Annotated in this window: 16 protein-coding genes; 8 read left to right on the plus strand and 8 right to left on the minus strand. The window is 50.0% G+C overall.

Going from position 1 to position 16,519, the window contains the following annotated elements; genetic code table 11:
* The first annotated feature begins 221 nt into the window (after window positions 1–221).
* Window positions 222–1,010: a hypothetical protein gene (locus HOK28_07380; GenBank protein MBT6432896.1), complete on the plus strand. Its 789-nt coding sequence runs from the start codon at window positions 222–224 to the stop codon at window positions 1,008–1,010.
* Here HOK28_07380 and HOK28_07385 read toward each other — a convergent pair.
* Both HOK28_07385 and HOK28_07390 read right to left on the minus strand, forming a co-directional pair.
* The gene (locus HOK28_07385) at window positions 1,007–1,807 is read right to left on the minus strand and encodes a hypothetical protein (protein MBT6432897.1); all 801 of its coding nucleotides are present in this window, start codon (window positions 1,805–1,807) and stop codon (window positions 1,007–1,009) included. The two genes, HOK28_07380 and HOK28_07385, sit on opposite strands and share 4 nt — an antisense overlap.
* A gap of 98 nt (window positions 1,808–1,905) precedes the next feature.
* On the minus strand, window positions 1,906–3,447 hold the full coding sequence (locus tag HOK28_07390) for a sigma-54-dependent Fis family transcriptional regulator (GenBank protein ID MBT6432898.1): 1,542 nt from the start codon (window positions 3,445–3,447) through the stop codon (window positions 1,906–1,908).
* Window positions 3,448–4,145: 698 nt separating this feature from the next.
* Between HOK28_07390 and HOK28_07395 the strand changes: the two genes are divergently transcribed.
* Both HOK28_07395 and hemB read left to right on the plus strand, forming a co-directional pair.
* Window positions 4,146–4,994 carry a hypothetical protein gene (locus HOK28_07395; protein MBT6432899.1) on the plus strand — a complete coding sequence of 283 codons (849 nt, stop codon included), beginning with the start codon at window positions 4,146–4,148 and terminating at the stop codon, window positions 4,992–4,994.
* Window positions 4,995–5,145: 151 nt separating this feature from the next.
* Window positions 5,146–6,150, plus strand: coding sequence for a porphobilinogen synthase (hemB, locus tag HOK28_07400; GenBank protein ID MBT6432900.1), 1,005 nt, complete (start codon window positions 5,146–5,148; stop codon window positions 6,148–6,150).
* Here the strand turns inward: hemB and HOK28_07405 are convergent.
* Window positions 6,143–6,928 (minus strand): TatD family hydrolase, encoded by a 786-nt coding sequence (locus HOK28_07405; GenBank protein ID MBT6432901.1) that lies wholly within the window; start codon window positions 6,926–6,928, stop codon window positions 6,143–6,145. The two genes, hemB and HOK28_07405, sit on opposite strands and share 8 nt — an antisense overlap.
* Before the next feature lie 102 nt (window positions 6,929–7,030).
* Between HOK28_07405 and HOK28_07410 the strand changes: the two genes are divergently transcribed.
* The gene (locus tag HOK28_07410; GenBank protein ID MBT6432902.1) at window positions 7,031–7,777 is read left to right on the plus strand and encodes a C26 family cysteine hydrolase domain-containing family; all 747 of its coding nucleotides are present in this window, start codon (window positions 7,031–7,033) and stop codon (window positions 7,775–7,777) included.
* Here the strand turns inward: HOK28_07410 and HOK28_07415 are convergent.
* The 5 genes from HOK28_07415 to HOK28_07435 form a co-directional block, all read right to left on the minus strand.
* Window positions 7,755–8,708, minus strand: a complete 954-nt coding sequence (locus tag HOK28_07415; GenBank protein ID MBT6432903.1) for a DUF3050 domain-containing protein — start codon at window positions 8,706–8,708, stop codon at window positions 7,755–7,757. The two genes, HOK28_07410 and HOK28_07415, sit on opposite strands and share 23 nt — an antisense overlap.
* A gap of 145 nt (window positions 8,709–8,853) precedes the next feature.
* Window positions 8,854–9,792, minus strand: a complete 939-nt coding sequence (locus HOK28_07420) for an FHA domain-containing protein (protein ID MBT6432904.1) — start codon at window positions 9,790–9,792, stop codon at window positions 8,854–8,856.
* A gap of 154 nt (window positions 9,793–9,946) precedes the next feature.
* Entirely contained in the window at window positions 9,947–10,282 is a 336-nt protein-coding gene (locus tag HOK28_07425; GenBank protein MBT6432905.1) for a 4,5-dioxygenase, read from the minus strand.
* 108 nt (window positions 10,283–10,390) lie between these two features.
* Window positions 10,391–11,455, minus strand: a complete 1,065-nt coding sequence (locus HOK28_07430) for an SMP-30/gluconolactonase/LRE family protein (protein MBT6432906.1) — start codon at window positions 11,453–11,455, stop codon at window positions 10,391–10,393.
* A gap of 32 nt (window positions 11,456–11,487) precedes the next feature.
* A complete protein-coding gene (locus HOK28_07435; GenBank protein MBT6432907.1) occupies window positions 11,488–12,081 on the minus strand; it encodes a TetR/AcrR family transcriptional regulator in 594 nt (197 codons plus the stop codon).
* Window positions 12,082–12,255: 174 nt separating this feature from the next.
* On the opposite strand from HOK28_07435, the gene HOK28_07440 reads away from it, so the two are divergent.
* The 4 genes from HOK28_07440 to HOK28_07455 form a co-directional block, all read left to right on the plus strand.
* A complete protein-coding gene (locus HOK28_07440; GenBank protein ID MBT6432908.1) occupies window positions 12,256–13,140 on the plus strand; it encodes an SDR family oxidoreductase in 885 nt (294 codons plus the stop codon).
* Window position 13,141: 1 nt separating this feature from the next.
* A complete protein-coding gene (locus tag HOK28_07445; protein ID MBT6432909.1) occupies window positions 13,142–14,758 on the plus strand; it encodes an acyl-CoA carboxylase subunit beta in 1,617 nt (538 codons plus the stop codon).
* 23 nt (window positions 14,759–14,781) lie between these two features.
* The gene (locus tag HOK28_07450; GenBank protein MBT6432910.1) at window positions 14,782–15,942 is read left to right on the plus strand and encodes an acyl-CoA dehydrogenase; all 1,161 of its coding nucleotides are present in this window, start codon (window positions 14,782–14,784) and stop codon (window positions 15,940–15,942) included.
* A gap of 7 nt (window positions 15,943–15,949) precedes the next feature.
* Window positions 15,950–16,519 (plus strand): enoyl-CoA hydratase/isomerase family protein (locus HOK28_07455; protein ID MBT6432911.1); only part of this gene is annotated, 570 nt, incomplete at its 3' end.

The following is a 16,519-nucleotide window of genomic DNA, read 5'->3' on the forward strand; positions in this document are numbered from 1 at the left end:
GGGCGCTGGCATGCAAGTTTTGGCACCTATCGGCTACTTCGGTGTTCAAGCACACTTCTAAGCCAAGGCTTAGAAGGTGAGCTTTAGCTCATAAATTCGAAAAGCGGTCCTAACCTTCGGGTTGGGGCCGTTTTTTTTATTTCAACTCCCTGAAATCATTAAGGCTGTGATGTGCGTGGAATTTTCACAACCCAAACGGCTGGGAGCTGTGAAGGGCATATATGGGACTATTTTTCAGATTCTTGGTTTGTGTTCTGGGTCTATGCGTGGCGGCCTGCGGGGTGGAGCCATCGGTAAGCAGTGTGCCCGCCGAGTGGCTTGACGAACCGGCTGCGTCTGTGCCCAGCGACGAAGAAGAGCCTTCAGGTGTACCCAACGATGAAGATTCAGCTGGCACTACCGATGAAGAGACGGACCCTGAGACCAACGGCGACGCCGATGCAGGCTCAGATGAAACCAGCACCGAAGATACCGATACGGGCTTAACACCCTGCGACATTGCATGGGGCCTCTTTCAATGTGAGCCACCTGTGGAAGGTTGCGAAGACAACGCAGTGGGTGAGTGTATCCTTGGGATTGGTCCAGCGGTGAGCGGTTACTGTGATTTTGTGAGTGGCCAGCCGTGTGCCGGAGGCCAGCTTAGTGATTCAGCTGCCGAGTATTGTCAGATTCGCAGCTGCCTAGGTGATGACTACGATTCATGCATGAATGAGCTTGGTAGCAGCTGTGTGAGTGAATCTTGCGAAGAGCTTGATGCAGAGGTGGGGCATTGCCCCGGATACGATTACGCCTGTGAATCAGCGCCTGAGGTAGAGTCTCAGTGTTTACTGAATGTATTTGAAACGATGAATCAGCCTTGCGGCTTGTTTGCCGATGCGCCGCAGTGTGCGCTTGGTACGGTCACCGAAACAGGATGGGGCTCGTGTCAGGTCCAGCAATGTCTGAACCTGACCACTTTCGAAGCCTGCTATTCTAATTTAGAAGTATTGTGCTCGTTTAGCTCGCCTTAGTAGCGAAAGACGAGGCCGATACCAGCTGTAAGACCCAAAGACCGTCCTTTGGGATCAATGCCCGCCTGAGTGGTTGAACCAACCTCAGGTTCAACGACGGCTGCGTTGTCGATAGGCAATTCGATTTTATCTTCGCCAACGCCGCTGGTGATGTTGAGCTCATTAATATAGGCATATTGAAAACCAGCCTCTAAACGAATTCCTAATTCAGGAGAGATATAGAATTCGTTAACAACGCCAGCTTGCATGACCACACCGGTCAGTTCTGCAGAAATTTGGTCGCCTGTGTAAAAGTCACCAACTCCAGGGACCCTTACTGGGGGAGTTTTACCAGGAAGCACTTGTGCAGTTCCTGCATCGAAGCTGGCCATCATATAGCCAATGCGGGCCATGGCTCCCATGCGATAGTTCTCAGATTCAACGAAGAAGATATCCGGACCACCGGTTACGGAAAGAACCATCATCGAACCGAAGTTGATGCTGAAATCTAAAGTAAGGTCGAGGATAGGCGACACATTAATGGCAAAGCCCGCCTTGAGACCTGGCATCAGCGGATCATTGGATTCGCCTTGGCTTAATGGAAGAGCCATACGACCTTCTTCGCTACCAGTTCCGTAGGTTTCCCAGTCGGATACGTGCACGTCGGCCATACCCTTGATTTGAATCGGAGACGTACTGGACTCAAGGAAGAAAGAATACTGGTATTGGGTCCAATCTTGCGCGAGCGCGGGAGTCGAAATCAGTGCAACAACGGCAACGAGTGCAAGTGGCAAATTCGTGATAAAACGTGAACTCATATTTAGCTCCGAACGGTTAAAAGGCGACTATTTTATAAACCCCTCCGGCCGCGCACTCAATAACTAAATAGAGGCAGCGCGGGCGCGGTGCGATGTACTTAGCCAAGTTGTAGCTTTGCAAGCAGGTCGCCTTGGATGTGATTTTTAACGGTTCGTCTGTCCATACCGAGTACAGATGCCGCTTTTTCATAGCTTCCCATTCGGTGGTACATGTGGGTGCAATATTGCCCCAGGAGTTCCTCTGCGGACATGGAGGCCTGTGAAAGAGCACTATCAACCGAATTTAAAGCAGCTTTTTGACGGTGCGGTGGGGTGTAGTCTTTACGGATCAAGATATTGCGCACGCACTGTTCAAGTTCGCGGATGTTTCCAGGCCACGGGTAGTTTTCGGGAAGATTCTCTCTAATCCAAATCAGCGATTCTTGAGTGAGAATATGTGCTTCTTCTTCCCCGGCTACCCGTTTGGCAATGAACTGAACCAGTTGGGGTAGGCTATCGGGGTTATCCGTGAGTTGTTCGTTAAGACCTGGGGTGACAATACGGTCGGCACACAAGCGATAATAAAAGTCCTCTCGAAAAGTTCCGCGGTGCAACTCTTGGTCGAGATTACGATTGGTGGCCGCAATGATTTTACCGTTGAATTGGTGATTCTCAGTATCTCCGAGTCGTTGGAAGCTACGAGTTTGCAACACCCGCAAAAGTTTAACTTGAATGCTTTCGTTCACCTCACCGATTTCATCAAGGAACACACTTCCTAGGTTTCCGGCCTCTTCAAAATATCCTCGTCGTTCTGAAATGGCGCCGGTAAAGGCACCTTTACGATGCCCGAAGAGCTCGCTTTCAATAACAGTCTCTGAAAGTGCTGAGAGGTTGATTGCATAAAAACCTTCATCAAAATAACGGCTGAATCGTTTTTGTTTTACATCGAACGGGATGTAACGCGAGAGTCCTATGGCGCGTGCGACCAGTTCTTTGCCGGTTCCTGATGGCCCCGTGATTAAGGTGGGGATGGTTCCCATCTTATCATAAAGCCTTCGACGGTACCTGCGCATATCGTGGGTAAAGATGCTTTGCCAAATCGCAGTTCGAAACTTAGCGGCAGGTCTTGAGTGTCCGACGATGAAATGAAAGATGTATAAAAAGGCTCTCCGTAGTTGAAAAAAACAGGCAAAGATATGCGGGATTTCATCAATGATGCTTTGTCGCATATTGGGAACACTGAAGAAGTGAAGCGCGTCAGCTTTGAATTCTTCATAAAGAGTAAATGCGAGATTGGGAGATGGGTTTCCCGAGAGCACATCCTCTACAACTTGTTCAAATTGAATGCGGTAGCGGTGAAAGAGAACAAAGAGTGTTAGGTCCTCGTAGACAAGAAGCTCATCCTCAACCGGTGCAGCACCGCGGCTAAGCTTTTCATGGGCCGTGTAGATTAAAACCCTTGCATGATGCTTGAGCCCGTCGAGGTTTTTCATGGGGTTATTGGTGCCAGGCTGAAAGCTAAGTGCCTGGTCGTCCCCCACGTAATCAGCTTGAAGAATTTCCTTTTCGACTTGAACTTGCTTGGCGGTAAACGGATTCGAAAAACTTAGACTTCCCAGCGAGCGAGCAAGCTGACGTTCTTGTGATGTAAACACAGCCATTCCAGTCCCCCTGACCGGTTTGCGGACAATTAATGTATCGAGAGTGTACGCTTGATGTACCTCCATTGCGAGCGGGCCGAGGACAGGTCATTTCCGAATTGGAATGTGGCATGTTAACCGTGTGGTTCGTGCTTGTGGATTTAGAGAACGGTTTACATCGATGGCTCCTTGCGGTGCAGAGAGCTGGATTTGAACGAAGGAATCAGCGGTTTCCTGCAGTTCATGTTTTGCCGCGATCACATGAAATCGATCCTCAATAATACAATTTGAAAAAGCTCGGGGTAAGCGCATGCCTACATCTGACTACGTCTTGGAAGTTTCCCAAGTATATCCTCTGATTTTGGTAAAATTTGGAGAGCAAATGGGTCCGCCGAGCGGCAGACGGGCGCACGCGCGATAAGATGGCGTTTGACGGGCTCTGCTTGACCGAATCGTAGCTCTAAATTCTGGTCCTTAGCTGCCCGGGAGAAGTCGCCATTGGGCTCAGGTTCGGTAACCCTTAGGCCTATTTGGCTGATTTCACGCTTTGACCGGGGCTGTGTCTCATTTTTTACGGAACATTATGGGCAGAGCTTCATGTGATTCAGAAGGAGCGGGCGTGATTTAGCGTATTCTTTTTTGGCTACGACTTTGCGTTGGTATTGGCTTTGACGCTATGATTTTAAAGCAATTTATGGCTGCAAGGCCGGGGTAATCGAATGAGTCTTAAGTTTTTCTCACAGTTTTTGATTCTCGAGCGTATAGTGGACGACGAGCAGTTGCAGGCAGCAATTGATGATGCCGGCGTCAGCCACAAAACACTGGGACAACTGGCCGTTGAACAAGGCTTCATAACCGCACAAAACGCGAGTGATTTGAACCAAGAGCAACTGAAACGGGATATGCCTTTTGGTAAGCTTGCTAAAGAAAAAGGTATGCTCACCGAAGAGCAACTAGTCCAATTGGTTACTCAGCAAAGTGCCCAGCATGTTGAGGTCGGCCAAGCTCTTTTAAAGCTCGGACATGTTACGCCTGAAGAACTCGAAGATATTCTAGAACGCTATCAAGCTGCCAAGTCTGGTAACCACAATGTTCTTGTGAACGTTGACGCGCTTAAAGACCATCGGGTTGCTGACTTCTTGGCAAGTTCGTTCCCCCGAATGACCATGAGACTTGCTCGTATTCACATCAAAATCGGTGAGGCGACCAGCCTTACGGATGCCAAGTTTAAAGACTTTGCGGCCTCTATATATTTGAGTGGTGGCGAGAATGGTTTGCGGGTGGGACTAAGCGCCGATCAAGATTTTGCCAATGAGGTTATTCGTGGAATGACTCGGATCATGTCTGGAGATGAAGATATCCAGTTTGGTCAAGAAAAAGGCGATTACGAAGATTTGCTAGGAGGCTTTTTGGATATCCTAGCGGGTCATGCCGTGGCGAGTTTGGAGACCGAAGGTATTCGACTCGAAATGGGTACGCCGGATTTCGGAGTTCCAAAGACCGAAGGTTTTGCATTCCCTATCAGTTCGACCATCGGTCACGCAGTTTTGATTCTGTGTAAAGAGTAAGCCCCTTTAAATTCGATTTATATATTCTAGATGTTGTCCTGGATCTCGATCCTTCGGCCCATGAGTTTCGTCGCGCCGGGGACTGGAGTACGTTGCGGGCAGGATGAAGTCTGGTTTATAAGCTCAACGCATAGAGCAGGGAGCATACAAAATGAGCTGGACCCCACACGGAGCCTCTTTTCCACATTTACGACATCGCCGTAAGCGCCAAAACGCTTGGGTACGAGATATGGTTCGGGAGCACCGCCTATGTCCGGCTGATTTTATCCTTCCGGTTTTTGTCCATGAAGCAGAGGGGAAACATCCCATTGGTTCCATGCCGGGTGTTCACCGGCATGATTTGGCTGGCATTGTTGAGGTAGCAAAAGAGGCAGCTTCTTTTGGGATTCCGGGCCTAGCCATTTTCCCGGTGGTCCCCTCCGAACGAAAAACCGAGAATGCCTCTGAGGCTTGGCGCAAAGATAATTTAATGTGTCAGACTGTTCGGGAGATAAAAGACGCGGGTGTTGAGATTGGACTCATTTGCGACGTTGCGCTTGATCCCTACACGAGTCACGGACAGGACGGGATCGTTGAAAATGGTGTGGTGATGAACGACATCACATTGGATGCACTTTGTAAGCAGGCGTTGGCTCAAGCTGAAGCAGGCTGTGACGTGATCGCTCCATCCGATATGATGGACGGCCGGATAGCTGCTATTCGTGCCACCTTAGACCTTGCTGGATACGATGATGTTTTGATTCTGTCCTATGCTGCAAAATATGCGTCAGCTTTTTATGGTCCGTTTCGAGATGCGGTTGGCTCAAAAGGGAATTTAGGAACGGGCGACAAACGAACTTATCAGATGGATCCCGCCAATACGGATGAGGCGCTTCGCGAAGTTGCCAGTGACTTAGATGAAGGTGCGGATATGGTGATGGTTAAGCCGGGACTGCCGTACCTGGATATTATTCGCCGGGTAAAAGAGACTTTTAAGGTTCCAACGGCGGCTTACCATGTGAGTGGCGAGTACGCGATGATTCATGCAGCGGCGCAAAATGGCTGGCTTGATTTAGAAGGTGCCATGATGGAAAGCCTCTTGAGCTTTAAGCGAGCTGGGGCGGATGCGATCTTGACCTACGCAGCACTGGATGCCTGCAAATGGCTCTCTAAGTAAATTCTTTTAAATTAAATAGAAGCTGTGCGTTATGAGATGTGTGGTTCTTTATGACTTCTACCGACTCTTGCCTAAGTTCACTCAGCTTTTTTACTGTTGTTTCTAGTGCGGCCGGCTCACTCAACTTACTGGGCCAACCGAGAGGAGCATGATCTGGTGTATCGCTTTCTATCAGGAGGCGCTCTGGAGAGATTCGAGCCGCTGACCGCTGACAGTTTTTTGCCTTCTCATTGGTGACCATTCCACCAATGCTTATATGAAGGCCTGTATTCTCTATTTGAGATACAAGGTCTGGCGATCCTGAGTACCCATGCCACACTCCGGCGATGTCTTTTACGCAGCCGGTCTCTTGAAGCGCATTGAGAAGCAGACCAGTGGCTTTAACACAATGGATGATGACCGGAAGTTGCAGTTGATGGGCCAGTTGCAATTGCTCTTTGAAAGCTTCAAGTTGGAGGGAAATGTTAGGCATCCCCTCACGCCTATCCAATCCAATTTCACCGATGGCAACCATACCTTTTTCCGAGGCTCGTTGCTCAAGCTGCTGAAGCTGCTGACTCAAACTTCTTCGGCCAACCGCCATCGGGTGGATGCCAAAAGCTTTCAGGATCTTCGGACTTGCAGGTAAACCTGCGGGCAATAAGGGGTCATCGTAGGGATCGATTCCAGCATGAATGACATGCGTGATTCCCACAGCATGAGCTCTCTCTAGGAGCATCGAGATGTCTGAGATCCGAGTATCGGTTAAGTGGGCCATGGAATCGACAAACATGTGCATAGACTAGCGATGGCCAAGCTACTGAGCAAGGTTCTTCTTCTGTGTTGAGGTTAGTCTAAGTGGGTTATTGCGCGAGGAGGCCGGTTTCATTAGGCTAGCTCTATGAAGAAGGTTCTTGTTTTTCAACACGTCCCCTATGAGATATTAGGCACTCTGGACCCGTTGCTTAGGGCAGCTGGTTACAGAATTCGTTATGTGAATTTTGGGCGAGAACCCGATGCTGAGCCCGATATCGAAAAGTATCAAGGGTTGGTCGTCTTGGGCGGCCCGATGAATGTGGACATGGTTGAGAAATACCCACATCTAAAAACTGAGGTCCGATTAATCAAGCGAGCCATGGAGCAGGGGATACCCATTCTGGGGATTTGTTTGGGTGCTCAGCTCATTGCCAAGACACTGGGCGCAAAAGTTTCGAAGAACCCAGAAAAAGAAATTGGCTGGTATGATATTTCGCTTACGGATGCAGGGAAGGATGATCCCCTTATGAGGCATCTTGAAGGCACCCGTAGTATCTTTGAATGGCACAGTGATACCTTCGGCCTTCCAGAGGGGGCTGTGCACCTCGCGTCGGGAACGAGTTGTGTCAATCAAGCATTTCGCTATGGTGATAACGTATACGGATTTCAGTTTCACATGGAAGTGGACCAGCCCTTGGTTGAGCGCTGGTTGAATACGCCTGTTTACCAAGCAGAGATAGCTCAGACCGATGGTAAAATCGTTCCAGATCGAATCCGTGAACAAACCCAAGAAAAGATAGGCGATCTGAACAAGCTCAGCACTGAGGTGTTTGGTGAGTTCTTAAATTTGATGGGCCGTCGAAAGCGCTTTACTCGCCTTGGCTCGATGTGAGCTTGGTTAGAGTGGCCTGACGTTCTGGCAATTCTTCCACAATTGCCAGATGCTTCTCTTTGCTCTCATTCATTCTTTTTTCTACTGCGTCCCATAATGCGATTCGTTGATCGATGACTTCACAGAGTGTGTAGAATGAGTCTGATTTGGTTGCTGCATCTTTCATGCAATACCGTGTAAAGAGTCGCGCGCACATTGGTCCGTGGGTATCTCCATCCAATTCGATATGGCGGTCCAAATAGTATTTCAACATGGATAAGTCGGCGCGCTCTTGCATACCGGTTGCTGTAGGCACGGTGGCAATTAGGTTGAGTGCTTTTTGGAAGAGCGTTGGAAGAACTGTTTCGCGGCCTAATGTAAATGCCGCAACCCTACGATTAAGAGGGCTTTCACAGATCTCAAGTGTGGAACGGGTAAACTCAATGGCTTCGAGAGGCGCCGTGAGTTTTTGTTTGGTTCCAGAGAATATGGAACGTCGTTTGACTTGGAGATTATCAAGGGCCTTAGGCCATGGCTTGCCAGTTTTGAGCTCCTCTAGGAAATGGAGGATAGGCTTCTGGTTTGCGCCCGCTTTCTCCATCGCTTCGAGGTAAAGCTCGAAGTGGCTTACGTAATGTCCATCCGGGTGTTGATCCGTCAGCTCTTCAAGACCAATTTCGGTAATGATGCGACCGCCCTCGGGGTCTTCGATCGGTTGCCATGGGAAACGACTTGGAGTGAGCGCTGCTTGGCAGGAACCCAAAAGCGACATGAAATCCCATACCGCCCACACGTGGTGTTCCATGAAGATCCGAACATCATCGATACAGTTCATCTGGGAGCCCATGGGATGGGTATAGAGCTTGCGAAGGCGTGTGAGGACAGCCTCGCTGCCTGCGCCGCCATTGAGCTTGAGCTGCTCTATGATGGGTTGTGATGGATTGGTCGACATCTTTCTAATCTCCTCAACGCTCCTATGGCCCGGAGGTCCCTCGACCGTCAAGCTAGAAGAACATGAGATGAATCAGATAATGCTCAACACCGACGAGCCATCCTGCCTGAGAAGCCAAACGGGCTCATGCGATGCATGGATTTATTTAATAAGCACGGGGCTGTGCGGGCATTCCGAATCCTGGTGCAGCTGGCTGAAGCATAAGGTATTGCGGCTGTCCGGTCGTTGCGATGTGCGCAGGTGCGATATGTATGACGTACCCAAAACCACGTTTTGCCGCGATAAAATATCGCAATAACGTTGCCACGGGCATGGTCTGCAGAGCTGCCAAATGAGGTCCTGCACTGCTTAATCCGATAAATTGGCGAAGCTCATCCTCGGTGACCATGCCTGCTTTGACGAGATTGCCAAAAGCCCGGCGAATATAGGTGACCTGCTGTTCTAGTTGAGGTGCTGGACCAATCAACTTTCGAATTTCAGACTTATGAACCGGGGCACCGGGTGTTTCGCAGAGTAAACCAAGAACTCTGGCCGAAATGGGAAAGAGGTCTACCAGGCGGCCCTTGCAGCGCACGTGGCATCTATCATGCTCCCATTCAATGCCGAGAAATGGTCGTTCAGGTTGGATATTGGGCTGTGAGATGGGAGTAAACCCGCTCTCGGCTGATATTCCTAACTCGGGTTTCAGCACTTTGTACTGCAAGTTAAGTAATACGTCGCCCAGCTGAAGCCGGGTACTACTGCCTCTGTCCAGCGTTCGTTTATCACCTGGTTTCAGAGGTGAACCCTCAATAATAGGCGTTATGGATTCGGATAGATTTTCCAAAATAGGAATACCGAATGTATGGTTTAGAATAAGATGACGGTTGGACACGCCTGGATCGTTCAGGCAAATATCGGACCGCGAATCTCGCCCGATGATTGTAGTGTCATTGCCCAGCTCAAAAACATGTCCTGTCTCTATTCCTGGTAATGAACCCGATTCTTCGACCACGATGCGCAGGCTTGCTTTTTGAGCAAGTCTGTTCTCAGCCAGTGAATTTGAAGCCCCCAACAAATTGTTTTGTGATTCTTGGTATCTCAAATAAATCCTCCACGGAAATTCTCCACCCCGATGATTACCTACTCAGTTGTATGCGCAGGTGGTTATAATAATTTACAGAACTGCAAACTCTCTCGAAAGCCGTTGCAAATTCGGAATAAACTTCAGTAGACGAGGATTGTTTTGTTGGTGGGGCTTAGCTTAGAACTGAATAGTCTAATGGAAGTGTTTGACCTAACCAGTCGGCAAATTCTTGATGAGCAAGCAGATCGTTTTCCATGACGGGGTGCATCAAAATATCATGACCCAAGCGGTTATCGACCAGCCATTGTCTCACTGCGTCATGTTCTTGGGTTGGGAAAATAACCTCAAACATGGGCAGCGGGTGGGGTCCGACTGGTTTTTCACGCAGACTGCTGACGCGTATGCGTGTCCCAAAATGGGCCCGCAGCCCCTCTTGAACAGTTTCAATGGTGTCTTTGGAAGACGCGTCGAAGTAAACATGGGCGTGATAGTCTTCTTGAACCGTCATGGCTAAAATTCCTAGCTTGTTCGTCTGCCTACCTTGGGCGCGGCGGCTGGCGTTGCGCAGCGTTTATCCTTTGGTGACAAATGAAGGCAAGAGCATCCCCGAAGAAATTCAGGGTAGGGGAAGACGACCGATGGAGTCAGCGGCGAGGGTACCGAGATAAAGCTGGTCTCCAACTTCTTCGACACTGCTGATTGGCGCTAAGGCCTTCGGTGGACGACCTTGTAAGTTGTGCAGTACTTTTCCTTCTCCATCGATACCCACCACGAACCCGTATGACTGACCCTTGGGTTGGAGGAATTGAGGAATTCGAAGAACGACTTCTCGGAGTCGGGGGGAGTTGGAGAGTTTGTCCAAGATTGGATTTCTCAATAAAACCAATGGAAACCAAAAGCGTCCCGCCTGACCCGTTGAAATACCGTCAGGCATACCGGGAAGGTTGTCGATGATAACTTCATGAGCGGGCTCATGATTGTCGGTCAGCCAATACTTGTGGATGCGGTAGGCCGTTGTTTCGGCAATCAGGACAAAAGTATTGTCATTACTCACCGCAATCCCATTTGCGAAGTATAGATCTCTTAGAAGAATCTCAGTGGTTTTGAGTTCCGGGTCGTAACGTAGGAGCAAGCCGTTGGGGCGGTGCTCCAGCACATCCTTCATGAGATGATGACGGTCGTATTTGTACGACGCATCCGAAAAATAGATTTTACCATCAGGAGCAACATCCACATCGTCGGTGAAAACAAGTTGGTGAGATGCCGTACCCGTGGTGAGCGTTTTGAGAACGCCGTCTGGGCTTAGGCTTAACAGGCCTCGATCTGCATCGGCAATGATAAGGTTACCTGAGTTATCAAAATCTAGTCCAAGTGGTCTACCTTGAGTATTGACCAGGGTTTCCGAGGATTGTCCATCAGGTGAAAATCGAACAATACGACCATCGTTGTAGCCAGTATAAATTCTGCCTTGCTCATCGACGGCGACATCTTCGCCGGCTTTACCTTGCCCTACGCCTAGATGCTCTACTTGTTCCAGTAGGTTGTTAGCTTGAAAGTTACCACGAAGCTCAGGCGCCGAGGGGGCATCCCAAGCAAGAGGAGAGATGCCTGTAGGCCAAAAAGCCAAATAGGCACCGACACCGATGAGAAGTGCTAAAGCAAATTTTACCCATTTCGCCATGCTCTATTTCTAACAGCAGCGCCGAGAGATACCTATTGTTTAGTGATGAGGTTGAGCGCCTTTTGCGCAAGTTCATCCAAGGTTAAGTTCCCTTCGGCACGAAACCAATTGGTGGTCCAGGCCAACGCTCCAATCAATAGTCGCCGGATGATCAATGGGTCATCTGCTAGCTTCCCTGCTTTGTGTAAGGGCACCAGCGTTTCTTGCCAAACGGCTTCGTATTGGTTGCGAAGGACCATGAGCTCGGACCGCACGTCGTCGGAAAGAGTTCGCCACTCGTGAACGAGCACTGTGAGTGCATCGCTTCTTTCACCTTGGATAGAGGCAAGCTCTTCGAGAATGAGGCAATATAGCTCTTGTGAATGTGATTCGGATTGAGACTTAGCGACGCGTAGCCGTGAGGTATTAATGATAATCGTCTCGCGCATCACCGCCTTAAGAATCTCTTCCTTAGACTTGTAGTGATGAAAGAGACTGCCGGATTGAATGCCCAGTGCAGCTGCCAAATCCCGCACTGTAGTTCGGTCATATCCCTTAATTCGGAAGAGGTGGGCCGCCTCTGTGAGCAGTTTTCCGCGCGCGCTTTTGGGGTCGGTCACTTGACCATCTGCGACCAATTTCTGAATGATGTTCACGTAACGCACTGCTTTCTTTAGGTATTTTTTGTTTATACCCGATCATTGAAGCATGAATAGACTTCACTATAGGCTAAAATTAGCGTATTCTAGATTGAAAACCAAGCGCTTGCTTGGTACAAAATGACGCATAACAGCGTTTAATTCGCAAAGCAGGATGTTGGTATGGGATATCACTCAGTTTTTCGTTCAGACCTTTTCAAAGACCAAACGATCATCGTGACCGGCGGAGGCAGTGGCATTGGCCGTTGTACCGCTCATGAACTGGCCTCTCTAGGCAGTCACGTCGTGATTCTTGGCCGCAAGCAAGACAAGCTAGACCGCGTCGCCGGGGAAATTCAAGATGATGGCGGATCGGTTGAGACGCACAGTTGCGATATTCGCGATGAGGTTAAAGTGGCTGAAACCGTCGGGAAGATTGTGAAGAATCGGGGCCAAATCCACGGCCTCGTCAATAATGCTGGAGGGCAGTACCCGTCTCCCATTGCGGCGATAAATCAAAAAGGTTTTGAAACAGTCGTTCGTACCAACCTCGTTGGTGGATTCTTGATGGCCCGTGAAGTGTTTACACAGTCGATGAGCACGAAGGGTGGCTCAATAGTCAATATTACAGCGGACCACATCCGGGGAATGCCTGGGATGGCTCACTCAGGAGCCGCCCGAGCGGGGATGGAGAATTTTACGCTGACCTCGGCTTTCGAATGGGCAACTTTTGGAGTTCGCGTCAATGCGGTGGCACCGGGTTGGATAGCCTCGAGTGGCATGGATACCTACGACGGTCCGATTAAAACTCTCATTCCTAAATTGAAAGATGCTGTCCCGCTTAAACGAATGGGGACCGAGTCGGAAGTAAGCGGTGCTATCTGCTTTCTGCTGTCTGAAGCAGCCTCGTTCATTACTGGTACAACGGTCCGAATCGATGGTGCAGCGCCGCTGGGTAACAGTGCGCTTTGGCCACTGCAATCGGAGGCGCAAAATGGGAACACATTCAACGGGTTTCACCGCGCAGTAACGCCAGACATTCTAAAAAACGGACAAGCGGAGAGTTAATATGCCTGCTATTGAGTCTGAACTTATTACTGCGGGCGAAGATTACCGCCTTCGTTGTGAAGCGATGCAGAAAGCGCTCGACGAGTTTCGTGCGGCCGAAGAACAGGTCGCTGCAACTGAGCGCGGCGCCAAAGAAAAATTTGTAAAACGTGGAAAGCTTTTGCCTCGGGAGCGAATCGATAAGCTCCTCGATCCAGGTGCACCCTTTCTAGAGCTGATGTCCCTTGCGGGCCGAAAAATGCATGACGACCGCGACGGTTCAACCGCAGGCGGCGGTGTTATATCTGGCATTGGTTATGTCGGCGGGATTCGTTGCCTGGTCACGGCAAGTAACAGCGCAATCAAGGGCGGTACCATTGCTCCCGCGGGTCTACACAAGTCTCTGCGTCTCTTAGAGATAGCACGGCAAAACAAGCTTCCGATTGTGGCCCTAGCGGAAAGTGGTGGTGCAAACTTAAATTATGCGACCGATGTATTCGTTGATGGAGCCCGTTCTTTTGCTAATCAAGCACGGCTCTCTGCTCACGGGATTCCTCAGGTCACAGTCGTTCATGGTAACGCGACCGCAGGCGGTGCTTACCAGCCAGGGCTCAGTGATTACGTGATTATGGTCCGTGGTAAAACCAAGATGTTTTTGGCGGGACCTCCTCTCGTGAAAGCTGCAACCGGTGAAGATGCCACAGATGAGGAACTCGGCGGTGCAGAACTTCACACGGAAGTGGTCGGCTCTGCCGAGTATTTGGCTGAAGATGATAGCGACGGCATCCGCATCGCCCGTAGTGTGATGGAAGGAATGCCCTGGAACGAGCAGTTGCCTATTCAAAACACACGTACCTATGAAGAACCACTTTATTCGGTGGATGAGCTTCTTGGGGTCGTTCCGGCAGACTCAAAAACACCATACGACGTGCGGGAAATCATCGCGCGTATTTCCGACGGCAGTGAATTCCTTGGTTTTAAAGAGCCGTGGGATCATCAGACCGTGTGTGGTCAGATTTCAATTTGGGGACACCGCTGTGGAGTGATTGGCAACAATGGCCCCATTACGCCAGAGGGCGCGGCCAAGGCTGCTCAATTTATTCAGCTCATGGACCAAAGCAATACACCGATTGTTTTCTTACAAAACACGACGGGCTTTATGGTTGGTACAGATGCTGAGAGTAAGGGCGTCATCAAGCATGGCTCGAAGATGATTCAGGCGGTCGCTAACGCGAGTGTTCCGATGCTCACCGTGATTGTGGGTGGATCATACGGCGCCGGGAATTACGCAATGTGTGGCCGCGGTCTGGATCCACGTTTTATATTTGCTTGGCCCAATAGCCGTACCGCAGTGATGGGCGGCGAGCAGGCAGGTAAGGTTTTGAGAATTGTCGCTGAGCAAAAACATGCTCGAAACGGGCTCACACCGGACCCAGCGATGCTCGATGCGATTGAGCAACACACAGCGGAGCGAATGGACAAAGAGTCTACCGCTCTTTTTGGAACCGCCAGACTTTGGGACGATGGGTTAATCGATCCACGAGACACGCGTCGCCTTTTAGGATTTTTATTGGACGTTTGCGCTGAAGCCGATGTCCGACCACTGAGATCGAATACTTTTGGGATTGCACGGCTTTAAGTGGCCAAATGAGGGAGAAGTCAATGAAGTTTACAGCAGAGCACCATGAACTACGTAGAACCGTTCGCCAATTTGTTGAGAAAGAAATTAATCCTCACGTGGAGGAATGGGAAGCAGCAGGGATCTTTCCGGCCCATGAACTTTTCAAGAAGATGGGTGATTTAGGTTTTCTCGGAATTAATAAGCCAGAGAAGTTTGGCGGCCTTGGGCTTGATTACAGCTACGAGCTTGTATTCGCGGAAGAGATGGGTGCAGTTCGCTGCGGAGCGATTCCAATGGCGGTAGGGGTTCAAACCGATATGGCGACACCCGCGCTGGCGCGTTGGGGAAGCGACGGCCTGCGTGAGGAATTTTTACGGCCAGCAATTACCGGAGACAAAGTCGCTTGTATCGGTGTGAGCGAACCTGCTGGCGGTTCCGATGTTGCAGCGCTTACTACGCGTGCTGAAAAAGATGGTGATGATTATATTATCAACGGCACGAAAATGTGGATCACAAACTCTACCCAAGGCGATTTTGTCTGCCTTTTAGCGAATACCAGTGAAGGCAAGGTTCACCAGAATAAGTCTCTTATGGTTGTTCCATTGGACCTACCGGGAGTAACGGTCGAAAACCAGATCAAGAAGCTGGGTATGAGGTCGTCCGATACCGCTCAAATCTTTTTTGAAAATGTTAGGATTCCTCAGCGGTTCAGAATCGGCGAGGAAGGCATGGGCTTTGCCATGCAAATGATGCAGTTCCAGGAAGAGCGTATTTATGCTGCAGCGGTGGCTATCAAGGGTCTAGAAAACTGCATTGATGCGACCATTGATTACTGCAGAGAGCGTAAAACCTTCGGGATGCCTTTGATTGACAACCAGGTGATTCATTTCCGAATGGCCGAGCTTAAAACCGACATCGAGTGTCTACGTTCTTTGGTATACCGGGCCTGTGACGAACTCATCAGCGGTAACGACGCAACGCTTTTAGCATCTATGGCGAAATTGAAGGCCGGACGCCTGAGCCGTGAGGTCACAGATTCATGCCTGCAGTACTGGGGAGGTATGGGATTTACGTGGGACAACGAAGTTTCCCGGGCTTACCGTGATAGCCGTTTGACCTCCATTGGCGGCGGTGCCGATGAAATCATGCTGGGCATCATCGCCAAGTTTATGGGCACTCTTCCGCGCGCAAAAAAGAAGTAGGAGTACCATTGTGACAGCTCCTGTATGCGAGACATTTTTACTTGAAGAAAAGGGTTCCGTACTCTTTGCCACCTTGAATCGTCCAAAGGCTCGCAACGCGATGAGCCTGAAGATGGTAAAAGAGCTGAATGCGATCTGCGAGTGGTTGGAGAATGGCTCTGAGATACGTGCTCTTGTTTTACGTGGAGCGGATGGCCATTTTTGTGCCGGCGGCGACATCAAGGATATGGCTCAGGCCCGTGCTTTAGCCATGAGCGGGGAGGCTGGTGATACCGACCCTTACTTCGACCTTAACAAGGTTTTCGGCGAAGCAATTCAGCGGGTTGAGCATTTGCCTCAAGTTGTGGTGGCGGTGCTTGAAGGTGCTGTCTTGGGAGGCGGCTTTGGTCTTGCCTCGGTGTGCGACATAGGCATGGTCCATCAAGATGCAAAGCTTGGGATGCCGGAAACGACCCTGGGTTTAATCCCCGCTCAAATAGCACCATTTGTAGTTCGCAGAATCGGACTGACACAAACCCGGCGATTGGCATTACTGGGAACAAAAATCAGGGGCAGTGAAGCTCTTGCATTGGGGCTA

It is taken from the genome of Deltaproteobacteria bacterium (assembly GCA_018668695.1).
Lineage (GTDB): Bacteria > Myxococcota > XYA12-FULL-58-9 > XYA12-FULL-58-9 > JABJBS01 > JABJBS01.